Origin of the sequence: Collimonas sp. PA-H2, from assembly GCF_002564105.1 — a bacterium.
Classification (GTDB): Bacteria; Pseudomonadota; Gammaproteobacteria; order Burkholderiales; family Burkholderiaceae_D; genus Collimonas.
This window is the reverse complement of the sequence record NZ_PDBX01000001.1, coordinates 3,517,684-3,537,033: the sequence shown is the minus strand read 5'-3', so window position 1 is coordinate 3,537,033 and position 19,350 is coordinate 3,517,684. Positions and strand designations below refer to the sequence as shown.

18 protein-coding genes are annotated in these 19,350 nt (G+C 57.2%); 13 read left to right on the top strand and 5 right to left on the bottom strand.

The annotated features are described in order from the left end of the window. Positions 1–192 precede the first annotated feature (192 nt). Positions 193–489 carry a VF_A0006 family four-cysteine protein gene (locus BCF11_RS16195; RefSeq protein WP_098495643.1) on the top strand — a complete coding sequence of 99 codons (297 nt, stop codon included), beginning with the start codon at positions 193–195 and terminating at the stop codon, positions 487–489. Between the two features lie 68 nt (positions 490–557). On the opposite strand, the gene BCF11_RS16190 is transcribed toward BCF11_RS16195, so the two are convergent. Continuing rightward, a complete protein-coding gene (locus BCF11_RS16190; RefSeq protein WP_098495642.1) occupies positions 558–983 on the bottom strand; it encodes an organic hydroperoxide resistance protein in 426 nt (141 codons plus the stop codon). Positions 984–1,170: 187 nt separating this feature from the next. Next, positions 1,171–1,662, bottom strand: a complete 492-nt coding sequence (locus BCF11_RS16185) for a MarR family winged helix-turn-helix transcriptional regulator (protein WP_098495641.1) — start codon at positions 1,660–1,662, stop codon at positions 1,171–1,173. A gap of 305 nt (positions 1,663–1,967) precedes the next feature. Here BCF11_RS16185 and BCF11_RS16180 point away from each other — a divergent pair, with 305 nt between their 5' ends. Further along, entirely contained in the window at positions 1,968–4,328 is a 2,361-nt protein-coding gene (locus BCF11_RS16180; RefSeq protein ID WP_098495640.1) for a DNA polymerase II, read from the top strand. Between the two features lie 62 nt (positions 4,329–4,390). Here the strand turns inward: BCF11_RS16180 and BCF11_RS16175 are convergent, their stop codons facing one another. Beyond that, positions 4,391–5,023 carry an FMN-dependent NADH-azoreductase gene (locus BCF11_RS16175; RefSeq protein ID WP_098495639.1) on the bottom strand — a complete coding sequence of 211 codons (633 nt, stop codon included), beginning with the start codon at positions 5,021–5,023 and terminating at the stop codon, positions 4,391–4,393. Positions 5,024–5,155: 132 nt separating this feature from the next. Between BCF11_RS16175 and BCF11_RS16170 the strand changes: the two genes are divergently transcribed. Both BCF11_RS16170 and BCF11_RS16165 read left to right on the top strand, forming a co-directional pair. Next, positions 5,156–6,055, top strand: a complete 900-nt coding sequence (locus BCF11_RS16170; protein ID WP_098495638.1) for a LysR substrate-binding domain-containing protein — start codon at positions 5,156–5,158, stop codon at positions 6,053–6,055. A gap of 446 nt (positions 6,056–6,501) precedes the next feature. Then, positions 6,502–7,935 carry a hypothetical protein gene (locus BCF11_RS16165; RefSeq protein WP_098495637.1) on the top strand — a complete coding sequence of 478 codons (1,434 nt, stop codon included), beginning with the start codon at positions 6,502–6,504 and terminating at the stop codon, positions 7,933–7,935. Between the two features lie 273 nt (positions 7,936–8,208). Here BCF11_RS16165 and BCF11_RS16160 read toward each other — a convergent pair whose 3' ends face one another. Then, positions 8,209–9,630 carry a PLP-dependent aminotransferase family protein gene (locus BCF11_RS16160; RefSeq protein WP_098495636.1) on the bottom strand — a complete coding sequence of 474 codons (1,422 nt, stop codon included), beginning with the start codon at positions 9,628–9,630 and terminating at the stop codon, positions 8,209–8,211. Positions 9,631–9,745: 115 nt separating this feature from the next. On the opposite strand from BCF11_RS16160, the gene BCF11_RS16155 reads away from it, so the two are divergent. Genes BCF11_RS16155 through BCF11_RS16145 form a run of 3 tightly spaced genes read left to right on the top strand, consistent with a single transcriptional unit; the run spans position 9,746 to position 11,369 of the window. Beyond that, complete coding sequence (locus BCF11_RS16155) at positions 9,746–10,183, top strand: carboxymuconolactone decarboxylase family protein (protein WP_098495635.1); 438 nt, start codon at positions 9,746–9,748, stop codon at positions 10,181–10,183. 59 nt (positions 10,184–10,242) lie between these two features. Next, positions 10,243–10,695 (top strand): GNAT family N-acetyltransferase, encoded by a 453-nt coding sequence (locus BCF11_RS16150; RefSeq protein ID WP_098495634.1) that lies wholly within the window; start codon positions 10,243–10,245, stop codon positions 10,693–10,695. Continuing rightward, a complete protein-coding gene (locus tag BCF11_RS16145; protein ID WP_098495633.1) occupies positions 10,692–11,369 on the top strand; it encodes an FMN-dependent NADH-azoreductase in 678 nt (225 codons plus the stop codon). Before BCF11_RS16150 ends, BCF11_RS16145 begins: the two co-directional genes overlap by 4 nt. A 34-nt stretch (positions 11,370–11,403) precedes the next feature. Here BCF11_RS16145 and gshA read toward each other — a convergent pair whose 3' ends face one another. After that, positions 11,404–12,990 carry a glutamate--cysteine ligase gene (gene gshA / locus BCF11_RS16140; RefSeq protein WP_098495632.1) on the bottom strand — a complete coding sequence of 529 codons (1,587 nt, stop codon included), beginning with the start codon at positions 12,988–12,990 and terminating at the stop codon, positions 11,404–11,406. A gap of 353 nt (positions 12,991–13,343) precedes the next feature. On the opposite strand from gshA, the gene folD reads away from it, so the two are divergent. The 6 genes from folD to BCF11_RS16110 all read left to right on the top strand — a co-directional run bounded on the left by folD (position 13,344) and on the right by BCF11_RS16110 (position 19,350). Continuing rightward, complete coding sequence (folD, locus tag BCF11_RS16135) at positions 13,344–14,189, top strand: bifunctional methylenetetrahydrofolate dehydrogenase/methenyltetrahydrofolate cyclohydrolase FolD (protein ID WP_098495631.1); 846 nt, start codon at positions 13,344–13,346, stop codon at positions 14,187–14,189. A gap of 5 nt (positions 14,190–14,194) precedes the next feature. Next, complete coding sequence (locus BCF11_RS16130; RefSeq protein WP_199110884.1) at positions 14,195–16,270, top strand: M3 family metallopeptidase; 2,076 nt, start codon at positions 14,195–14,197, stop codon at positions 16,268–16,270. 71 nt (positions 16,271–16,341) lie between these two features. Next, positions 16,342–16,965: a glutaredoxin family protein gene (locus tag BCF11_RS16125; RefSeq protein WP_233212503.1), complete on the top strand. Its 624-nt coding sequence runs from the start codon at positions 16,342–16,344 to the stop codon at positions 16,963–16,965. 28 nt (positions 16,966–16,993) lie between these two features. Further along, complete coding sequence (locus BCF11_RS16120) at positions 16,994–17,419, top strand: DNA polymerase III subunit chi (RefSeq protein ID WP_098497531.1); 426 nt, start codon at positions 16,994–16,996, stop codon at positions 17,417–17,419. 27 nt (positions 17,420–17,446) lie between these two features. Then, positions 17,447–17,863 carry a hypothetical protein gene (locus BCF11_RS16115; RefSeq protein ID WP_098495630.1) on the top strand — a complete coding sequence of 139 codons (417 nt, stop codon included), beginning with the start codon at positions 17,447–17,449 and terminating at the stop codon, positions 17,861–17,863. Positions 17,864–18,033: 170 nt separating this feature from the next. Continuing rightward, entirely contained in the window at positions 18,034–19,350 is a 1,317-nt protein-coding gene (locus BCF11_RS16110) for a D-amino acid dehydrogenase (protein ID WP_098495629.1), read from the top strand.

The window sequence follows — 19,350 nt, the reverse complement described above, 5'->3', positions numbered from 1 at the left end:
TTCCTGCGGCAACGGCTGTCGCTGATGCTTGCCGCACGTCAGTCCGACCGACAACGCAAATCCGGCGCCAGCGCATTGTTGCGCAAGTCCCCGCCTAGGCTCTTCATGAAAAATTAATCCTATTGCAGTCGTGTCCGACTGCCCGATATGTATACTCTAAACTTCCCGACTTTTGCGCCTGACGAGCAGCCCATGAAATATTCGACATATGTGTTCTTAGCCATGATGGCGTTTTCGGCGTGGCCTGCAATGGCGTTCGATAGCCAGCAATATGACGAATGCGTGCTGCAGTATCTGCGAAATGCCAAGTCCGGCCAGGCCTCGGACATGATTGTCAACGCCTGCCGCAAACTGTACAAAGAAGGCGCCTTCCTGCAGAGCGCTGAAAGAACCTATCAAGCTTGCCTGCTGCAAAACCTGCCTGGCGTGGAAAACGACCAGGCCGCCCAATACATTGCAGCGGCCTGCCAAAGACGTAGTCAGCAGTAATGCAACCTCGGCGTATGAGCGTCATTTGCAGCACAGGGCGAATGAGCTCTGCCATTCGCCCTTTCTTATTACACCAGGGTCAGGGTAACGTCGATATTGCCGCGGGTGGCGTTGGAGTAAGGGCAAACCTTGTGCGCCTTGTTCACCAGGTCTTCCGCCGCGCCGGCTTCCATGCCTGGCAGGGAAATCTGCAGTTCGACTTCAATGCCGAAGCCGCCTGGAATCTGGCCGATGCCGACCAGGCCGGTGATCGCCACGTCGGCTGGCAGATGGATCTTCTCTTGCGAAGCGACGAATTTCATGGCGCCGATGAAGCAGGCCGAATAGCCGGCTGCAAACAGTTGTTCAGGATTGGTGCCCACGCCGCCGGCGCCGCCCAGTTCCTTCGGGGTGGTCAATTTGACGTCCAGCACGTTATCGGATGAAACAGCGCGGCCGTCGCGGCCTCCGGTTGCTGTGGCTTGGGCGCGATACAGAACTTTTTCGACTGACATGATGATTTCCTTTATTGGCCGTTTGAAAAATCCTTTGGATCAGAGCAGTCGGCCGTACTGACGATCCGGATAAAAAAGTACAACACTTAGATGACGCAAGAATGAAAAGCGTAAAACAATAATATGAATTACACAATTACATTGCTAACAATGTATTTCATGAAATAACATGCTTCGACCATCCGACTTACTCGATATTACCCGCCATTGCCGCCCGCAGGCGTTGCAGTTCCCTGGTCAGCATTTTCACTTCATCCAATGAGCAACCGACGCTGCAGCTCACGTGCTGCGGTATCGCCTGCGCCTCATTGCGCAGGTCTCTACCGGCCGCGGTCAGGCTGACAATCACCTGGCGCTCATCTTGGACAGCACGCTGGCGACGCAACAGGCCGCTGCTTTCCAGGCGCTTGAGCAAGGGCGTCAAGGTGCCGGAATCCAGGAACAGGCGTTCGCCCAGCGTCGACACAGTCACTTCGTCGCGCTCCCACAAGGTGAGCAGCACCAGATACTGCGGATAGGTCAGACCCATCTTTTGCAGCAGCGGCTTGTAGATCTTGGTCATGGTCAGCGATGCCGAATACAGGGCAAAGCACAGCTGGTTGTCCAGCAGCAGACTTTCCGGACCGAGTAGCTCGGGCGGGAGGCTTGCAGTCGGCAGATGATGTTTGCTGGTTTCCATGGCTTGAATAATATAGTGCTCGAAATTAAATTGCAAGCAATCTAAATTACATTTAAAACTATCGATGTGATTGTTATTAGCTATGTACTGCCAACAAGCCGTACATCAACGCAGAATATATTACACGTCGCGCCGGACAATCCGCAGTTCAATGCTCCTTTAAAAAAATCCGGACAAACTTCCGCTACTCCCTGCGTGCTACCGCATATGAAATCTTGGATAATCGGACTTGTATTCTTGCAAGACATGATCCCCGCATCGCGCCGATGCCTCAATAAATATAAGCAGTTATAAAAGGTAGTAGCGTGGCACAACAAGGTTTTCTCTTAACCAGACACTGGCGCGATACCCCCACTGGTACTGAAGTCGAGTTCTGGCTGGCCACAGACAGCGGTCCGCAGCACATCCGCCTGTCCGCGCAGGAATCGGTGGCATTCATTCCGGCCGAGCAGCAGCAACTGGCGGATGGCGTGCTGCGCAACGAGCGCCGCTACGAACTGCGCCAGCTGCAGCTGACTGACTTCCATTGCCGTCCGGTGCTGGGCCTGTATTTGCAGCAGCACCGCCAGCTGATCAAGCTGGAGAAACTGCTGAGGGAAGCCGGCGTAGATGTCTACGAAGCGGATATCCGTCCGCCGGAACGCTATCTGATGGAACGCTTCATCACGGCGCCGGTCTGGTTCGCCGGCGAAGCCAATGCCAGCGGGCCCATGCTCAACAGTTACATGAAACCCGCGGCTGACTATCGCCCGCAGTTGAAGCTGGTCTCGCTCGATATTGAAACCACGGCGCACGGCGACTTGTATTCAATCGCCCTGGAAGGCTGCGGCCAGCGCCAGGTGTATATGCTAGGCCCGCCCAACGGCGACGCCAGCGGGATCGACTTCGACCTCGAATACTGCGACAGCCGCCCTCTCCTTCTGGAGCAACTGAATCAATGGCTGGAGCGGCATGACCCCGACGCCATCATCGGCTGGAACCTGGTGCAGTTTGACCTGCGCGTCCTGCAAAAGCACGCCCAGGAATACAAGATGGCGCTGCGCATCGGCCGCGGCGGCAGCCAGATGGAGTGGCGCGAACACGGCTTCAAGCCAAACCACCATTTCGCCGCCGCCGCCGGGCGCCTGATCATCGACGGCATCGAAGCGCTGAAATCGGCGATGTGGAATTTCCCCTCCTTCAGCCTGGAATATGTCGCCCAGACCCTGCTGGGCGAAGGCAAATCCATCACCAATCCCTATCAGCGCATGGCGGAAATCGACCGCCGTTTCGCCGAGGACAAGCCGGCGCTGGCGACCTACAACCTGAAAGACTGCGAGCTGGTGACGCGCATCTTCGCCAAGACCGAGCTGCTGCCCTTCCTGCTGGAGCGCGCCGCCGTCACCGGCTTGCCGGCCGACCGCAGCGGCGGTTCGGTGGCCGCCTTCGGCCATCTGTATCTGCCGCATATGCACCGCCAGGGCTATGTCGCGCCCAACCTGGGTGAGATCGCGGATGCATCCAGCCCAGGCGGCTTTGTGATGGATTCGCAATCGGGCCTGTACGATTCAGTGCTGGTGCTGGATTACAAAAGTCTTTACCCCTCAATCATCCGTACCTTCCTGATCGATCCGGTCGGGCTGATCGAAGGCATGCGCCATCCCGCCGACCAGGATTCCGTACCGGGTTTCCGCGGCGCCCGCTTCTCGCGCAGCAAGCACAGCCTGCCGGCCATCGTCAGCCAGATTTGGCAAGGCCGTGAAAGCGCAAAGCGCCAGCGCAACCAACCGCTGTCGCAAGCCCTGAAGATCATCATGAACGCCTTCTGCGGCGTACTGGGATCAACCGGCTGCCGCTTCTTCGATCCGCGCCTGGCGTCGTCGATCACCATGCGCGGCCATGAAATCATGCACAGGACGCGCGAGCTGATCGAAGCCAAGGGCTACCAGGTGATCTACGGCGATACCGATTCCACCTTCGTCTGGCTGAAACAGCCGCATACCGAACAGCAAGCGACGCAGATCGGCAATGCGCTGGCGCAAAACGTCAACGACTGGTGGCGCCAGCATTTGCAGCAAACCCTGGGTCTCGAATCCGCGCTGGAACTCGAGTTCGACACCCACTACCACCGCTTCCTGATGCCGACCATCCGCGGCACCGAACTGGGCAGCAAGAAGCGCTACGCCGGCTTGATCATCAATGGCGACGGCGCCGAAGAGATGGTGTACAAGGGACTGGAGACGGTACGCTCCGACTGGACGCCGCTGGCCAAGCAATTCCAGCAGCAGCTTTACCAGCACATCTTCAAGCGCGAACCCTACCAGGCTTATGTGCGCGACTACGTCAGCCGCACGTTGGCCGGGGAGTTCGACGACTTGCTGGTCTACCGCAAGCGACTAAGGCGCCCGCTCGAAGCCTACCAGCGCAACGTGCCGCCGCATGTGCGCGCGGCGCGCATGGCCGATGAGTTCAATCGCGCGCAGGGACGGCCATTGCAGTACCAGAACGGCGGCTGGATCAGCTACGTGATGACAACGGCTGGCCCGGAGCCGCTGGAAACACAGCGCTCGGCGATTGATTACGACCACTACCTGAGCCGGCAGCTGCAGCCGCTGGCGGATGCAATACTGCCGTTTCTGGACGATAGTTTCGCGGCGCTGGTGGGCGGGCAGAGGGAATTGTTTTGAAGTCGTATATAGTTATCGAGACTGTATGGGTGACGATCGATTTGCACTGAAGCTCTGCAGGGTCAGAACACGCGTGCGATCGCGCGAGCTTCTTCGATGGCGCTACTTCGATCGGCCTTTCCGTCGGCGCCGAGCAAGGTGCGCTCCACCACAATACCGACAGCGTCTTTCATGCCCACGAACTTGAGCCAAGTTTCAATATAGGGGCGCTGGAAGTCGAACTCGCTGGCCGGCGTAAACGAACCCGGCGACAGGTAGCTGAGTCCGCGCGCATAGACGACTGCCGCCTTTTTCCCACGCAGCATGCCGGCAAAACCTGAACTATCGAATGTGAACAGGACATCCTTCTGCGAGATCACGTCGATCAGATGCTTAAGCTTGTACGGAATGCTGAAATTCCATAGCGGCACACCGAACAGGAACTTGTCCGCCTCGAGGAATGGCGCCGCGAGTTCTTCGATGCCCTGCCATGCCGCCGCCTGCGCCGGCGTCAAAGCCGCTCCGTTCAGTCCGGCGTACTTCGCGGCCAGGGCGTCTTCGTCGAATTCCGGCATCGCCAGGTCCCATATGTCGAGCTTCTGTATCACATGATCGGGATGCTCCAGCCGGTACACATCGAGAAATGCATTGCACACTTCGATGGACGCCGAATATTCCTTGTTGGGTGAGCCTTCAATATAGAGCACGCGTGTCATGGAACCAATCCTTACCAAGGGTGACGGCGACGCGCAGGATGCGCGGTCGCCCACTGTGATTCGCAGCATAGCGAGTTGGCTTATAATCTTGAAACGATATTAATTGATTAAATTAACCCGATTTTGTGATTAATGAGCACCCCCCTCGACACAGCGCTACTTCTTACGTTTGTTACCGTCGCCGATGTGCGGAGCTTTACCGGCGCTGGCCGTAGACTGAATCTGAGTCAATCCGCGATCAGCGCCCAGGTTGTCCGCCTGGAAGAACAAATCGGTCGTGCTCTCTTTGTGCGCAATACGCGTAGCGTCACGCTCACGGAGCACGGTGAAACGCTGCTCGGATACGCTCGAGCGATGCTCAATCTGAGCGAGGAAGCAAGGGCCAGGCTGGGAACAGGCGACGCGTTCGGCGGCAAGCTGCGCATTGGCGCATCGGAGGATTTTGCGGGAGCCTGGCTTCCCGACGCGATACGCCGCTATAGCGCTGCGCGCCGTGGTTTGCTGCTGGATCTGACGGTCGACATTGGCGACAGTTTGTTTCGACGGCACGCAAACGGCGATTTCGATCTCGTGATCGGCAGCCGGTGTGCACACTCAAACAAGGGCGTGATTTTGTGGCGAGAACCGCTCGTCTGGGCGTTTGCTCGTCACGAGCCGCTTCCCGAAGGTGATGTGCCGCTGGCTTGCTCCCCCGACCCGTGCCCGTACCGGGCGGCAGCCGTCAAAGCGCTCGCGTTAGCCGGCATGCCTTATCGAATCGCCTGCGAAAGTCCGAGTGTCGCCGGCATCCGAGCGCTCGCGCGAGCCGGCATCGCCATCGCACCAGTATCGCGTAACGCGATCGACGACGGGCTGCGCGAATTGGGAGTGTCTGAAGGCATGCCGGCACTGCCGGAAATTGAATTCGTCATGATGTACGATGCCAAGATGCCGGCTGCAGTCGAATTCGCCGAGACGATTTTCGACGAAGTCGCCGTTCGCATAGGAGCCTGCAAACGCAATCAGGAAGTAGCCAAGAACCCTCGCTCTTAACACGACGCCGATACCAGCGATGATCCCCTCTGGTTGATAAGATCTGCCGAGGAAGGTGCTTGATCGAAGGGCCGTTGTCGCCGCAATCGATCATAGAAAATGGCAAGCCAGAATGGCGGAAACGGGGCGAATTGAGTCTATTGCGACTGGCTCAATACGGCGGCAGGAGCGGTCATTCAAGCTTCCGCTTCATAGCGGACATTGGGTGTCATTCGAATTAAGGTATGAACAAAAGACATGTAGAATTTCCGTTCTCTAATCTGATTGCAGGCCCTAACGTGAAATCTGTCACATATATTTATGGTTTGCTATGTGTTTCACATGGGTATCACCTTTGCCGCATATTTTCCGATTTTATTTGCATTGGAGTTTGTGAGTAAATTCGTGCCGACCTATATGGAAAAGGTATCACCATAATCAAAAAGATATTGGGATAATTCAAAATAATGACAAAATTTACGTTGCAACGCGGACGTGCGCCGTTGTATTTCAAATACAAACAGCGTGGGGTCGGAGAGGAATTTCTTCTTCTTTTTATATGGGCCATTGTACTTATTCCTGTTGTCGTTTTTGGAATAGCTCTTTGGTTTGGGAAAGGATATAAAGGAAAAATTCTTGGCTGCCTGATTGCCTGTGTACTTACGGCTCCCATTTTTTGGCCTCTTGGCAAAGCATTTTATAGAGACGGGAAAAGAAATAGCCTGAGAACCCAAGCCCATTCAATTTGCGTTAAGGAACTTGCCCAGACACCAGGTCCATTTTTGATTGATGGATTTCTCGACGAAACCGGCGGGCTTAGTTCTAAAGACGTTCAGAATTTCCTGACCGTCGGCGGAATGCAATTTATCGAGGTAAAAATTAATGAATCAAAATCCCTTCTTCATCAAGGCGACAGGCGCTGGCCAATCGCAAGAGAAAGTGGATTTGCTCATTTAGAGCTTGGAGACGCATCAGACAATAAGTGTTACGTTTCACCGGAAAAGATTCCAGGACCTTTTTTTACGTCTGCCCCCCCTGTAAAGCCGGGCACCTGCTTGCAGGTAACCTACCTGGAACACCCAACCGCTCGATATGCCATTACATCAGAATCTGGGCCAAACTCCAGCTTAACGCGTTGGGTGCTTAAAGATATAAATAACGACGTCACTATTGCCGGATTTACAGATGCTCATCGGATTGACTCCCCGCCGCACTTCAACAAAGGGCCCGACAATGACTGTCAAGTGGCTGGTATAGACGGATATTCCACGCTGATGAAACGTATCAAACCTACTCCGCAAGCACTCGCAAAGAGCGCTGAGCGGATAGTGTCAACCGAGTCCTTGTGGATTAGTGGACTCCCAGATTCACAATTCGCACTATTTGAACTTAGAAAAGAGGGGAAATTACCAATTCTCCGTTCGACAGATGGGCCATATCCAGGGGCCGACGAAATAAAGTATGGCGGGCGTAGTTGGAAAGAGATAAATGTACTGGCGGAGCGCCACGGAGCGTGGGCTGAAGAGAGGATGCTTTTAAATTATCGATTGGATAAACTCTATCAAATTGAATACGAAGGACTTTCAGGGGACTGGGCAAGTACAGGTAAGCAGTTGCTTTTTCTTACGACGAAATTCGCAAACAACAATGGTTCAGGTCCTGTTGTGTTGGATATGTTTGGCGTCGATTTCCAAGGAAACGCACTATGGAGTAGAGAATTGAGTCCACTCAGCTCGTTAGAGGGAGGCTTAGATTCACGCTTCGAACCGATAATGTTCGAATTGACTGACACTGATCTCCTTATTCACGGTAAATATGGCCCAAATTTTGAGAAGAAGCCATGGACCATTAAAGTTGATTTAAATCAGCTGAATGAATTGGCAATGGCTAGGGGTGGATAAATATAGTTGTGGTAGTTATAAGCCCCCATGTGTCGGTTGAATCCACAGCCAATTGCGAGCAGTGGAAGGTATACGTCAGTCATTATCGACAATGCCTAATAGGCACCAATGGAAATTCTCGCCGGTTAACATGACCGCTTCGAGGATTTGTGAATGTCTCTTGTGGGTGGCGTAAGCTGCCTATCACCAGTGAATGTTTCGATCCCTGGCGACTCCTGACGAAGCTCTATAATCGATAAATATCTCGTTGCAGGCCATGGCCCCAGCGCGGCGCTATGCCAATGCTTGTTTGAGTTTCAGCGCCAGGCGTATCGCCTCCTTCTCATCGATCACATTGGCAAAGCCCAGCAACAATCCCTGCCGCGGCTTGGCATTGATGTACCAGCGCGACAAAGGATGCAGGGCCAAGCCGGCAGTCCGCGCACGACCTGCCAGCATGACATCGTCTTCGTGCTCAGCCAGCTTCGCCAGTATGTGCAAGCCGCCCGGTTGCAGATCGATCCGTATGCGGTCGCCCAATATTTCCTGGAAAACGCGCGACGTCACCGCGCGACGTTCTGCATATAACAGGCGCATTTTTTTCAGATGCCTTGAGAAATGACCTTCAGCGATAAAATCGGCAATGCCTGCCTGAAACAGATATGGGCAGCCTGCGTTCAGGTTGTAGGTGGCTGCCTGAAAGCGTGCAACCGCGCTGACCGGCGCAACCACATAAGCCAGCCTTAACCCCGGAAACATCGCCTTGCTGAAGGTGCCGCTGTAAATGACGCGCTCATTGCGATCCAGGCTTTTCAGCGCCGGCAGCGGCCGTCCCTGGTAGCGAAACTCGCTATCGTAGTCGTCTTCGATAATCCAGCTGCCTGCTTTGCTGGCCCATTCCAGAAACGCCAGCCGGCGCTCCAGCGATAAGGTCACCCCAAGCGGACTTTGGTGCGACGGCGTGACCATCGCGAATTTTGCATGCGGACTGCGCCGCTTGCCTTCTTCCACCATCAATCCATTTTCATCAACCGGCACCGGCACGACCTTGACCGCGGCATTTTGCAGAAACAGGCGTGCAAAAATATAGCCGGGATCTTCGAACCAGAACGCATCGCCGACAGTCGCAAGGCTGCTTAGGGTCAGTTCAAGCGTGTTGCGCAAGCCGGTCGTGATGAACACCTGTTCCGGCAGGCAGGTCACGCCGCGCGAGACGCCCAGATAAGTTGCAATTTTTTCACGCAAACGATCATAACCGGCAGGGTCGGGATAGGCCAGTCTTGCCGGTTCGCTGCTGCGCAGGCGATGGCCGACCAGCCGGTTCCACACCTTGCGCGGAAATGCATCGAGCGCAGGCAAGCCCATCTGCAGCGGCTTCGGCGGCTTGCCGTCGTGATCGACGATGGCTGCCTGCGCTAGTCCGGCCATGACTACCTGCGGTTTGAGGACAGCTGGCGGCGGCAAAGACGGCGAAACCACGGTGCCGGCCGCGCCCCTGATTTGCAGATATCCCTCGTCCGCCAGGATGCGATAAGCCATTTCCACCGTACCGCGCGCCAGATTCAATTCAGCCGCCAGCGCCCGTACCGCCGGCACGCGATCCCCCGCATGCAGGTTTCCTTGCTCGATCGCCGTCTTGAAACGCTGGCATATCTGCAGGTACATAGGCAATTCCAGTGCGCGATCGACGTGCAGATCCAGGTCAGGGGTTTTCATGGACTAGTCCTTTTGTTATTTCTTGGCCCTTCTAATACATCCATGATTTTCGCATACTAGGCCTCAAGCAAATACCCACTCGTTCACTTCGATTTACCTAGCCAAGGAGCTTCAAATGCAAACCCGCCTCGATTTCTTCAATGCCGACAAAGACGCCATCAAGGCACTGATTGGTGTTGAAAACCACATCAACAAAGGCACGCTGGACATCCTGCTGAAGGAACTTGTCCGCCTGCGCGCATCGCAAATCAACGGCTGCGCATTCTGCCTCGACATGCATGTGACCGACGCCCGCAAAGCCGGCGAATCCGAGCGCCGCATGGCTACCGTCGCGGCATGGCGCGAAACTCCGTTCTTCAGCGAACGCGAGCGCGCCGCGCTGGAATGGACCGAATCGTTGACGCTGGTCTCGCAAAACCACGTGCCGGATACAGTGTGGCAAGCAGTCCGCCCACATTTCACCGATGCCGAACTGGTTGAACTGACATTGCTCGTGACGTCGATCAACAGCTGGAATCGCTTTGCCATCGCATTCCGCAAGATGCCGTCGTAATTGCTGGCTCCAATAATTTAGTCCGCAAACCCATCGTCCATTGTTTTTTGGAGAAATGCATGCAGTCCCAGCTAGAGATAAAACACATCGAAAGCGACGCCGATCTGGCAGCGTCGTTCTCCGTGATGAAGGAATTGCGACCGCATCTGAGCGATCGCACAACATACAGCGCCCAAGTCGCGCGGCAACGCACGCAAGGGTATCGACTGCTTGCAGCATGGCGCGATGGCGCCATCGTCGGGCTTGCCGGCTACCGCCTGCAAGACAATCTGATATATGGCCGTTTCGTTTATGTCGATGATCTGGTGATAACGGCTTCCTTGCAGCGCTCCGGAATAGGCGAACGTCTGCTGCAAGCAGTGCGGCAACAAGCCGTTGCGCTGCACTGCAAGCACTTTGTACTGGATACCGGCTTGCATATGGCACTGGCGCAGCGCTTTTACTTCCGCCAGGGGTTGCTTGCAAAGGGCATGCATTTCGTCGAACCGCTTACTCAGGAATCCACCACATGACGCGCATCCTGCTATTGAACAGCGGCCCGCACAGCGATGCTAGCCATGGTTATCGCCTTGCAATGGAAACGATTACCGCATCAGGGATCGATAACGTAAAGATCACCGAACGCGACCTGGTGCAGTCGCCCATCCCGCCAATCGGGCGCGGCTACGCAACTGCCCTCACTTCGCAAACGGCGCCCGATGCGAAAGAATTCGAATGGTCGGAACGCCTGATCGTCGAGCTGGAACAACACGATATGCTGTTCATCGTCACACCGATGCACAACTTCACCGTACCTGCCGCGCTCAAATTGTGGATCGATCATGTGATCCGCATCCATCGTAGTTTCCAGGCGACGCCGCAGGGCAAGGTCGGACTGATGAAGGACCGTCCGACCTTTGTACTGGTCAGCTCGGGCGGATTTTTTGCGGGTGAGCGAGCGAAGCAGACTGATTTCCTGACACCCTACCTGCGCTATGCGCTGGCATCGATCGGCATCAGCGATGTGCATTTTTTCCCGCTGCAAGGACTGGTCTTCGGCCCCGAAGCGGTGGCGCAGGCAATGCATGAAGCACGCCGGCAATTGTCAGAGAAATTGTCCTTGGCCAGAGCGGGCAAGAGCGTCATGCAGCAAGGTTCGACACCTGCCATCCGTTCGTCAACCGGCGAAACTCAGCCGACGGCTTAAGCCGCCGGCGCCAGGAAGACTAACTGATAGTTTCCTAAACACTCATATTGCCCAGCGTGCTGGCCCGGTAAGCAGCAACAAAGGTATCGAAATCCCCGGTCTGGCTACGCTCCAGGCTCTCCTGCTCGGCCAAGGACGTCGTCGCCATCGTTTCGTAATAATTACGCTCGTCCGGGCTAGGAGGATTTGCCAGGAAATGAGCCGCATGCTCTTTGCTCAGGCGCAGGGCGAAGCTGCCGAACGATTCTTTGTTATCGCGCAGGATCGCCAAGACCTTCGCCGAAGGCGTCAGTTCCACCTGGTCCAGCTTGAGGCATTGCTTTGCCAGCGATGCGGCATGTGCGTCATCGCTGCGCTGGGCATCGAGTAAATCCGCGGCCGCACTGATCCGCTCCAGCAGTTCCTTGCCCCAGGTCTGCAGGCCGACCGGATTGCCGTCGCGCCGCAGTTGCAGGCCGGGACGCCGCCCTTCTTTCACCGCACGGGAAAAATTCTCGGTGTTTTCCAGGCTTTCTTCATCGCTGGTGAGCGGGCTGTCGTCGAGCGCGCAGAACAGCAGGAAGGCATCGAGGAAGCGCGAGGTTTCCAGATTGATGCCCATCGGCTCGAAAGGGTCGATGTCCATGCAGCGCACTTCTATATATTGCACACCGCGCGCCGACAGCGCCTGGATCGGCCGTTCGCCGGAATTGATCACGCGTTTCGGCCGGATGGTCGAGTAGTACTCGTTTTCGATTTGCAGGATGTTGGTGTTGATCTGCACCCATTCGCCGTTGCGGTGGGTGCCGATCTCGGCATATGGCGGATAAGGCTGGCTGACCGCGCGCGCCAGGCTCTTGATGTAGCTGTCGAGGCTGTTGAACTGCGGCGTCAGGCGCGCCTGGGCTTCGCTGGTGTAGCCAAGGTCGCTCATGCGCAGGCTGGTGGCGTATGGCAGGTAGAGAGTATCTTTGTCCAGCTCGTCCAGCCGGTGGTCGCGGCCGTCCAGGAAACATTTGGACAGGGCCGGCGAAGCGCCGAAGAGGTACATCAGCAGCCAGCTGTAGCGGCGGAAGTTGCGCACCAGTGCGATATAGCTTTCTGACTGGAAGTGCATGGCCGTGCCGCTGGCGCCTTCCGCCTGTTGCAAGGTTTGCCACACGCCTTCGGCCAGCGAATAGTTGTAATGGATGCCAGCGATGCACTGCATGCGCTTGCCGTAGCGCAGCGCCAGGCCGCGCCGGTAGACGTGCTTCAAGGTCCCCATGTGAGAAGTGCCGTACCAGGCAATCGGAATCAGTTCTTCGGCCGGCAGGTGGGCCGGCATCGACTGGCTCCACAGCAGTTCGTCGCCCAGCTTGCTGTAGACGAAGCGGTGGACCGTGTCGAGCTCGGTCAGAGCCGTCGCAATATCATGCTCGGCCGGGGTAATGAACTCCAGCAGCGACTCCGAATAGTCTGTGGTGATCTGCGGCTGCGTCAGCGCCGAACCCAGCGCGCGCGGATGCGGCGTCAGGGCCAGCCGGCCATCGGCGTCGACGCGCAGAGTTTCTCTTTCGATGCCGCGCAGGCCCTGGCCTAGCAAGTCGCGGTGCTGCTCTTGCCCTAGCAGCGCCAGCCGGCGAGTGTAATGATCGGTCAATTCAGCATCCCTCTTTTTAAATTTATCAGCTCCAGCCATGCGCTTGCTGGTTGCATGATTACAGCCGCAGTCGGTGGCATACAGATATCGTAGAAGGCGAGAATAGCCGAAAATGAAAGAACGCGTTGGATGCCGGCCAGACAGCAATTTACGATCGGCCAGCTGCTCGAAAAATGCATTTGGCCACGCCTTATTTTATCAAAGGCACAATTTCCGATGGATTTACGGGAATCGGCGAGAACTAATTCGCAAGAATCGACAAGTTTCCGCAAAGTAACACGCCGCAGGCGCAGTCTTCCGCGCGCACACCCCTTATAATCCTGCTTTGCTTTCAATTTTCAATAGCCCTTACTATGCCAGCCCAACTGATCGACGGAAACCTCCTCTCCCAACAACTCCGCGCCGATGTCGCCAAGCGCGCCGCCGCGCTGACGGCCCAGGGCAAGCAGCCTGGACTGGCCGTGATCCTGGTCGGCGACAGCCCGGCCTCGCAGGTGTATGTGCGCAACAAGGTCAAGGCGTGCGAAGACAACGGCTTGCATTCGGTGCTGGAAAAATATGACGCCGAGCTGACGGAAGCGGCCTTGCTGGCGCGCATCGATGCCTTGAACGCCGATCCGAAGATCAACGGCATCCTGGTGCAGCTGCCGCTGCCGGCGCATATCGACGCCCACAAGGTGATCGAAGCCATCGCTCCGGAGAAGGATGTCGACGGCTTCCATATTAGTAATGCCGGCCTGCTGATGACCGGCCAGCCGCTGTTCCGTCCTTGCACACCCTACGGCGTGATGAAAATGCTGGAATCGGTGAATTTCCCGGTGCGCGGCGCCCATGCCGTCATCGTCGGCGCCTCCAACATCGTCGGCAAGCCGCAAGCCATGCTGCTGTTGCAAGCCGGCGCCACCGTTACCATCTGTAATTCAAAGACGCGCGATCTCGGCCTGCATACCCGCATGGCCGATATCCTGGTGGTCGCCACCGGCAAGCGCAATATCGTCACCGCCGACATGGTCAAGCCTGGCGCGGCCGTGATCGACGTCGGCATGAACCGCGACGATAACGGCAAGCTGTGCGGCGATGTCGACTTTGCCAACGCCAAGGAAGTCGCGGGCTACATCACCCCGGTGCCAGGCGGCGTCGGGCCGATGACCATTACCATGTTGCTGGTCAATACCATTGAAGCCGCAGAAAGAATGTAATTGCAATGACCTCTACCGCCATCAACGCCAGCAATCCCCTGCTCGACTTTAGCGGTCTGGCCAAGTTCGACAAGATCACGCCGGCCGACATTACGCCGGCGATCGCCGCACTGCTGCAGCAAGCGCAGACCGTGGTCAGCTTGCTGGAAGCAGCCACCGATACCGCCACCTGGGACAATTTCGTCCTGCCGCTGGAGCACGTGACGGAAAAGCTCGGCCGCGCCTGGGGCATCGTCAGCCATTTGAATGCGGTAGCGGACACGCCGGAACTGCGCGCCGCCTATAACGAAAACCAGCCCAAGCTGATCGAATTCTGGACCGCGCTGGCGCAGAACCTGGCGCTGTTCAGCAAATACAAAGCGATCAAGAACAATATCGATTTCGCCGAGCTGTCGACCGCGCGTCGCAAGATCGTCAACAACGCCCTGCGCGATTTCCGCCTTGGCGGCGCCGAACTGACAGCCACCAAGAAAAGCCGTTTTGCCGAAATCCAGGAAAAGCATGCGGCGCTGACCACCCGCTTCTCGGAAAACATCCTGGACGCTACCAACGCCTACGGTTTGTTCATCACCGACGAAGCCGAGCTGGCCGGCTTGCCGGAGGACGTGCGCCAGGCCGCGCGCGCCGCCGCCGAACAGGATGGCAAGCCAGGCTATAAATTTACGCTGCACTTCCCTTCCTACTTCCCTATCCTGCAATACGCCGACAACCGCGCCCTGCGCGAAAAAATGTATCGCGCCAACGCCACCAAGGCTTCCGAGCTGGGCGAAAGACCGGAATGGGACAACAGCGCCAACATCGTCGAGATCCTGCGCCTGCGCAACGAAGAAGCCAAGTTGCTGGATTTCAAGAACTACGCCGAACTGTCGCTCGTGCCGAAGATGGCCAACACGCCACAAGAGGTGATCAAGTTCCTGGAAGACCTGGGCCGGCGCGCCCGGCCGTTTGCCGAGCAGGATCTGCTGGAACTGCGCGCCTTCGGCGCCGAGCAGCTCGGCCTGGCGACGCTGGAAGCTTGGGACCTGGCGTACGCCGCGGAAAAGCTGCGCGAGCAGCGCTATGCGTTTTCCGAGCAGGAAGTGAAACAGTATTTCCCTGAGCCGACCGTGGTCGAAGGGCTGTTCCAGCTGGTGCAGAAGCTGTTCTCAGTCGACATCAGCGCCGACCAGGCCACAGTCTGGCATCCGGACGTCAAATTTTTCCGGATCGAAAAAGACGGCAAACTGATCGGCCAGTTCTATCTCGATTTGTACGCACGCAACGGCAAGCGCGGCGGCGCCTGGATGGACGACGCGCGGGCGCGGCGCCGTCTCGGCAATGAGGTGCAAACCCCGATCGCTTACCTGACCTGCAATTTCACCGCGCCGGCCATGGTCGATGGCGTCAGCAAGCCGGCCCTGTTCACGCATGACGAAGTGATCACGCTGTTCCACGAGTTCGGCCATGGCTTGCATCACATGCTGACCCAAGTCGACGAAATCGGCGTCTCCGGCATTTCCGGGGTGGAATGGGATGCGGTCGAACTACCGTCGCAGTTCATGGAGAATTTCTGCTGGGAGTGGGATGTCTTGCAGCACATGACTGCAGAAGCCGCTTCCGGAGAACCGCTGCCGCGCGATCTGTTCGACAAGATGATCGCCGCCAAGAATTTCCAGTCCGGCCTGCAAGCCTTGCGTCAGGTCGAGTTCTCGCTGTTCGACATGCGTCTGCACGACGATTACGATCCCTACGGCAGCGAGAGCGTGCAGGATGTGATCGACCAGGTGCGCGGCAAGATCGCCGTCATCACCCCGCCTGCTTTCAACCGCTTCCAGCATTCCTTCGGCCATATCTTCGCCGGCGGTTATGCGGCCGGCTACTACAGCTACAAATGGGCCGAGGTGCTGTCGGCGGATGCGTATAGCGCCTTTGAAGAGGCGGCGATGGGCGGCAATGTGGTGTCGGCGGAAACCGGCCGCAAATTCCGCGACGAAATCCTGGCGGTCGGCGGTTCGCGCCCGGCGCTGGAATCGTTCAAGGCTTTCCGCGGCCGCGAACCCAGTATCGACGCCTTGCTGCGGCACAGCGGCATGGCCGCCTGAACCGAAGTACGCAGTACAACTTAATGGCAACTATACAAACCAGGCTCTTAAATCAAACAAGGGGAAAAGGTATGACGATAGGTATCACGACAGGGGTTAGAAGCGCTGCAACGTTTTTTCTGCTGATGCTGGCGGCCAGTGCGCAGGCCCAGCTGTACAAGTCGACCGGTCCGGACGGCAAGGTCACCTATAGCGATACGCCACCCGCCAGCGGCAATGTGGTGCAGAAAAAAGTCACCGGCGGCACGGTAGACGACAGCGATAGCCTGCCTTTTGAACTGGCGCAGGCAGTTAAGAACAATCCGGTCACCTTGTATAGCTCGGACAAATGCATCCCTTGCGACGATGGCCGCAAGATGTTGAAAGAACGCGGTATCCCTTTCAGCGAGAAAACCGTCAAGAGCAACGAAGATATCGCCGCGCTACGCAAAATCACCAACGAAAACCAGCTGCCAGTATTGACAATCGGCCGGGATAAGCAAAATGGATTTGCTTCCAGTAACTGGGGCAGCGCGCTGACGGCAGCCGGCTATCCGGAAACCAGCCGCTTGCCGAAAACCTATCGCAATACGGCGCCGGTTGCCGCCGCGCCGAGCGCCGGCCCGGCCGTCAAAACCACTGCTCCTGCCGCCAGCGCCAACAGCGGCGATGTCGCGCCAGCAGCCGGCAACGCGCCGCCCGGATTCCGCTTTTAAGCGCGGCCTGACCATACTGCCTATATCAATGACGCAAATCGACTTTCACACCAATATTTCGGACAAATTTCTGTACACCTGCCGACTGGTGCGCAAAGCCCGAACAGCACAACGCCAGATCGTCATCCTGACCGCCAACGGTGACGAGCTGGCGACGCTGGACCGCACGCTGTGGACGTTTTCGGAACATGACTTCCTGCCGCACGTGCGCGCCGGCGACCCGCTCGCCGCGCAAACCCCGGTGATCCTGGCCGCCGACGAAGAGACCGAGTGGCCACATCACCAGATGCTGATCAACCTGTCCGGCAAGACGCCGCAGCATTTCGCCCGCTTTGAAAGAATGTTTGAAATCGTCTCGCTGGCCGAGGACGACAAGGCCGCCGGCCGCGAGCGCTATCGCTTTTACCAGCAACGCGGTTATCCACTGACGCACTTTGTCGCTGAAAATGTATAAACCTGAATCCAGGTTAAGGAACTAGCAATGAACACCGGAAAACTTGACGCCAATATCCCTTTGTTGACCGAGGTCATTGTTCCGTTGCCGACCTTGACCGATATTATCGACATGCCGAAAGCGGCCGCAGCACCCGCGGCCTTCGCCGTGACGGACGATCCGGAGAATTTTGAACTTCCTGTGCCGCAGCGCGAAGCCATCCTCAGCCAGCACGATTGGGAGCGGCTGGAGGCAGAGGTCAGGGAAAAAGTGCTACAGCAGCTTCAGGACCGTATCGATTTCGTTATCGAGCAGCGTGTGCGCGACGGCCTGGCCGATGTCTTGCAGACCGCGGTGGAAGGCATGGCGGCGCAAATCCGCGAGGGCTTGCACCAAACCCTGGATGAAGTCATTTCCCGGGCCGTGACTCTGGAATTAGTAAAATTGAAAAAAACAAACATTTAACATAAATTTTTTGTTTTTCAATCATAAATACCTATGCGGTAGCCAAAAGTAAAAATTTCTAGCCTCATTTTGATCGCCTAAAAAATCACGGTTTTCTTACAATAGCGCTATTGAAAAGGCTGTTCTTGCAACGCGCAGCTGGTTAAAAAACGGTGGTTTTTGGAGATGAGATGAAAGTAATTGTATTGGGCGCTGGCGTAATCGGAACCTCTTCGGCTTGGTTCCTCAACAAGGAAGGTCACGATGTCACTGTGATCGAACGCCAGCCTGGCGCCGCCCAGGAAACCAGCTTTGCCAACGGCTGCCAGATTTCGGTGTCGCACGCCGAGCCTTGGGCCAACCCGCAGGCGCCGCTGAAGGTCTTGAAATGGCTGGGGCAGGAAGACGCGCCCTTGCTGTACCGCTTCCGTCCGGAATGGCTGCAATGGAAATGGGCGCTCAACTTCCTGCGCGAATGCACGCCGGCGCGCACCAATGACAATATCCGCCAGATCGTCGCCATCTGCGAATACAGCCGCCAGACCTTGCAGGCAGTGCGCGCCGACACCGGCGTCGACTACGATTGCCTGACGCGCGGCATCCTGCACTTCTATACCGATCAAAAGGAATTCGACATCTCGCTGCCGGCCGCCCAGTTGATGCGCGACCTCGGCTGTCCGCGCGATTCGATCAGCGCCGATGAAGTGATCAAGATCGAACCGGCGCTGGCGCGCATCCGCGACAAGATCGTCGGCGGCGACTATACCGCGACCGACGAATCGGGCGACGTCTATAAATTCACTTCGGGCCTGGCCGCCAAGGCTGCCGAAGCCGGCGTCAATTTCCAGTACAACACCAGCGTCACCCGCCTGATCACCGAAGGCAGCGGCGCCGGCGCCAAGATCACCGGCGTCGAAATCATCAATGCCGACGGCCGTCACGAAGTGCTGCATGCCGACGCTTTCGTGGTCGCCATGGGCAGCTTCTCGACGCCGCTGCTGAAGCCTCTCGGCATCGACCTGATGATCTATCCGGGCAAGGGCTATTCGGCCACTTACCGGATCACCAATCCGGACGCGGCGCCCAGCGTATCGCTGACCGACGACGGCTACAAGCTGGTGGTGTCGCGCCTGGGCGACCGCCTGCGCGTGGCCGGCACCTGCGAGCTGAACGGCTACACGCGGGAGCTCAACACCACCCGCTGCGAAGCGATTACGCGCCGTACGCGCGAGCTGTTCCCGGACGGCTGCGACTACGAGAATCCGGTTTACTGGACCGGCCTGCGGCCGATGACGCCATCCAACGTGCCCTACATCGGCAAGAGCAAGATCAGCAACCTGTTCCTCAATACCGGCCACGGCACGCTCGGCTGGACCATGGGCTGCGGCTCCGGCCGCGCCATCGCCGAGATCGTCTCGGGGCGCCGGCCGGAAGTCGATTTCGCGTTTACCGGCATGCCGCGGCAAGCGCCGCAGCCGCTGATCCTGCCGCGTCCGGTGCAAGCCTGA

What these genes read in the sequence shown, in the direction of transcription:
- BCF11_RS16195 (WP_098495643.1), top strand. Translation starts at nt 193, where the DNA reads ATGAAATATTCGACATATGTGTTCTTAGCCATGATGGCGTTTTCGGCG.
- BCF11_RS16190 (WP_098495642.1), bottom strand. Translation starts at nt 983, where the DNA reads ATGTCAGTCGAAAAAGTTCTGTATCGCGCCCAAGCCACAGCAACCGGA.
- BCF11_RS16185 (WP_098495641.1), bottom strand. Translation starts at nt 1,662, where the DNA reads ATGGAAACCAGCAAACATCATCTGCCGACTGCAAGCCTCCCGCCCGAG.
- BCF11_RS16175 (WP_098495639.1), bottom strand. Translation starts at nt 5,023, where the DNA reads ATGACACGCGTGCTCTATATTGAAGGCTCACCCAACAAGGAATATTCG.
- BCF11_RS16170 (WP_098495638.1), top strand. Translation starts at nt 5,156, where the DNA reads ATGAGCACCCCCCTCGACACAGCGCTACTTCTTACGTTTGTTACCGTC.
- BCF11_RS16165 (WP_098495637.1), top strand. Translation starts at nt 6,502, where the DNA reads ATGACAAAATTTACGTTGCAACGCGGACGTGCGCCGTTGTATTTCAAA.
- BCF11_RS16160 (WP_098495636.1), bottom strand. Translation starts at nt 9,630, where the DNA reads ATGAAAACCCCTGACCTGGATCTGCACGTCGATCGCGCACTGGAATTG.
- BCF11_RS16155 (WP_098495635.1), top strand. Translation starts at nt 9,746, where the DNA reads ATGCAAACCCGCCTCGATTTCTTCAATGCCGACAAAGACGCCATCAAG.
- BCF11_RS16150 (WP_098495634.1), top strand. Translation starts at nt 10,243, where the DNA reads ATGCAGTCCCAGCTAGAGATAAAACACATCGAAAGCGACGCCGATCTG.
- BCF11_RS16145 (WP_098495633.1), top strand. Translation starts at nt 10,692, where the DNA reads ATGACGCGCATCCTGCTATTGAACAGCGGCCCGCACAGCGATGCTAGC.
- folD (WP_098495631.1), top strand. Translation starts at nt 13,344, where the DNA reads ATGCCAGCCCAACTGATCGACGGAAACCTCCTCTCCCAACAACTCCGC.
- BCF11_RS16130 (WP_199110884.1), top strand. Translation starts at nt 14,195, where the DNA reads ATGACCTCTACCGCCATCAACGCCAGCAATCCCCTGCTCGACTTTAGC.
- BCF11_RS16125 (WP_233212503.1), top strand. Translation starts at nt 16,342, where the DNA reads ATGACGATAGGTATCACGACAGGGGTTAGAAGCGCTGCAACGTTTTTT.
- BCF11_RS16120 (WP_098497531.1), top strand. Translation starts at nt 16,994, where the DNA reads ATGACGCAAATCGACTTTCACACCAATATTTCGGACAAATTTCTGTAC.
- BCF11_RS16115 (WP_098495630.1), top strand. Translation starts at nt 17,447, where the DNA reads ATGAACACCGGAAAACTTGACGCCAATATCCCTTTGTTGACCGAGGTC.
- BCF11_RS16110 (WP_098495629.1), top strand. Translation starts at nt 18,034, where the DNA reads ATGAAAGTAATTGTATTGGGCGCTGGCGTAATCGGAACCTCTTCGGCT.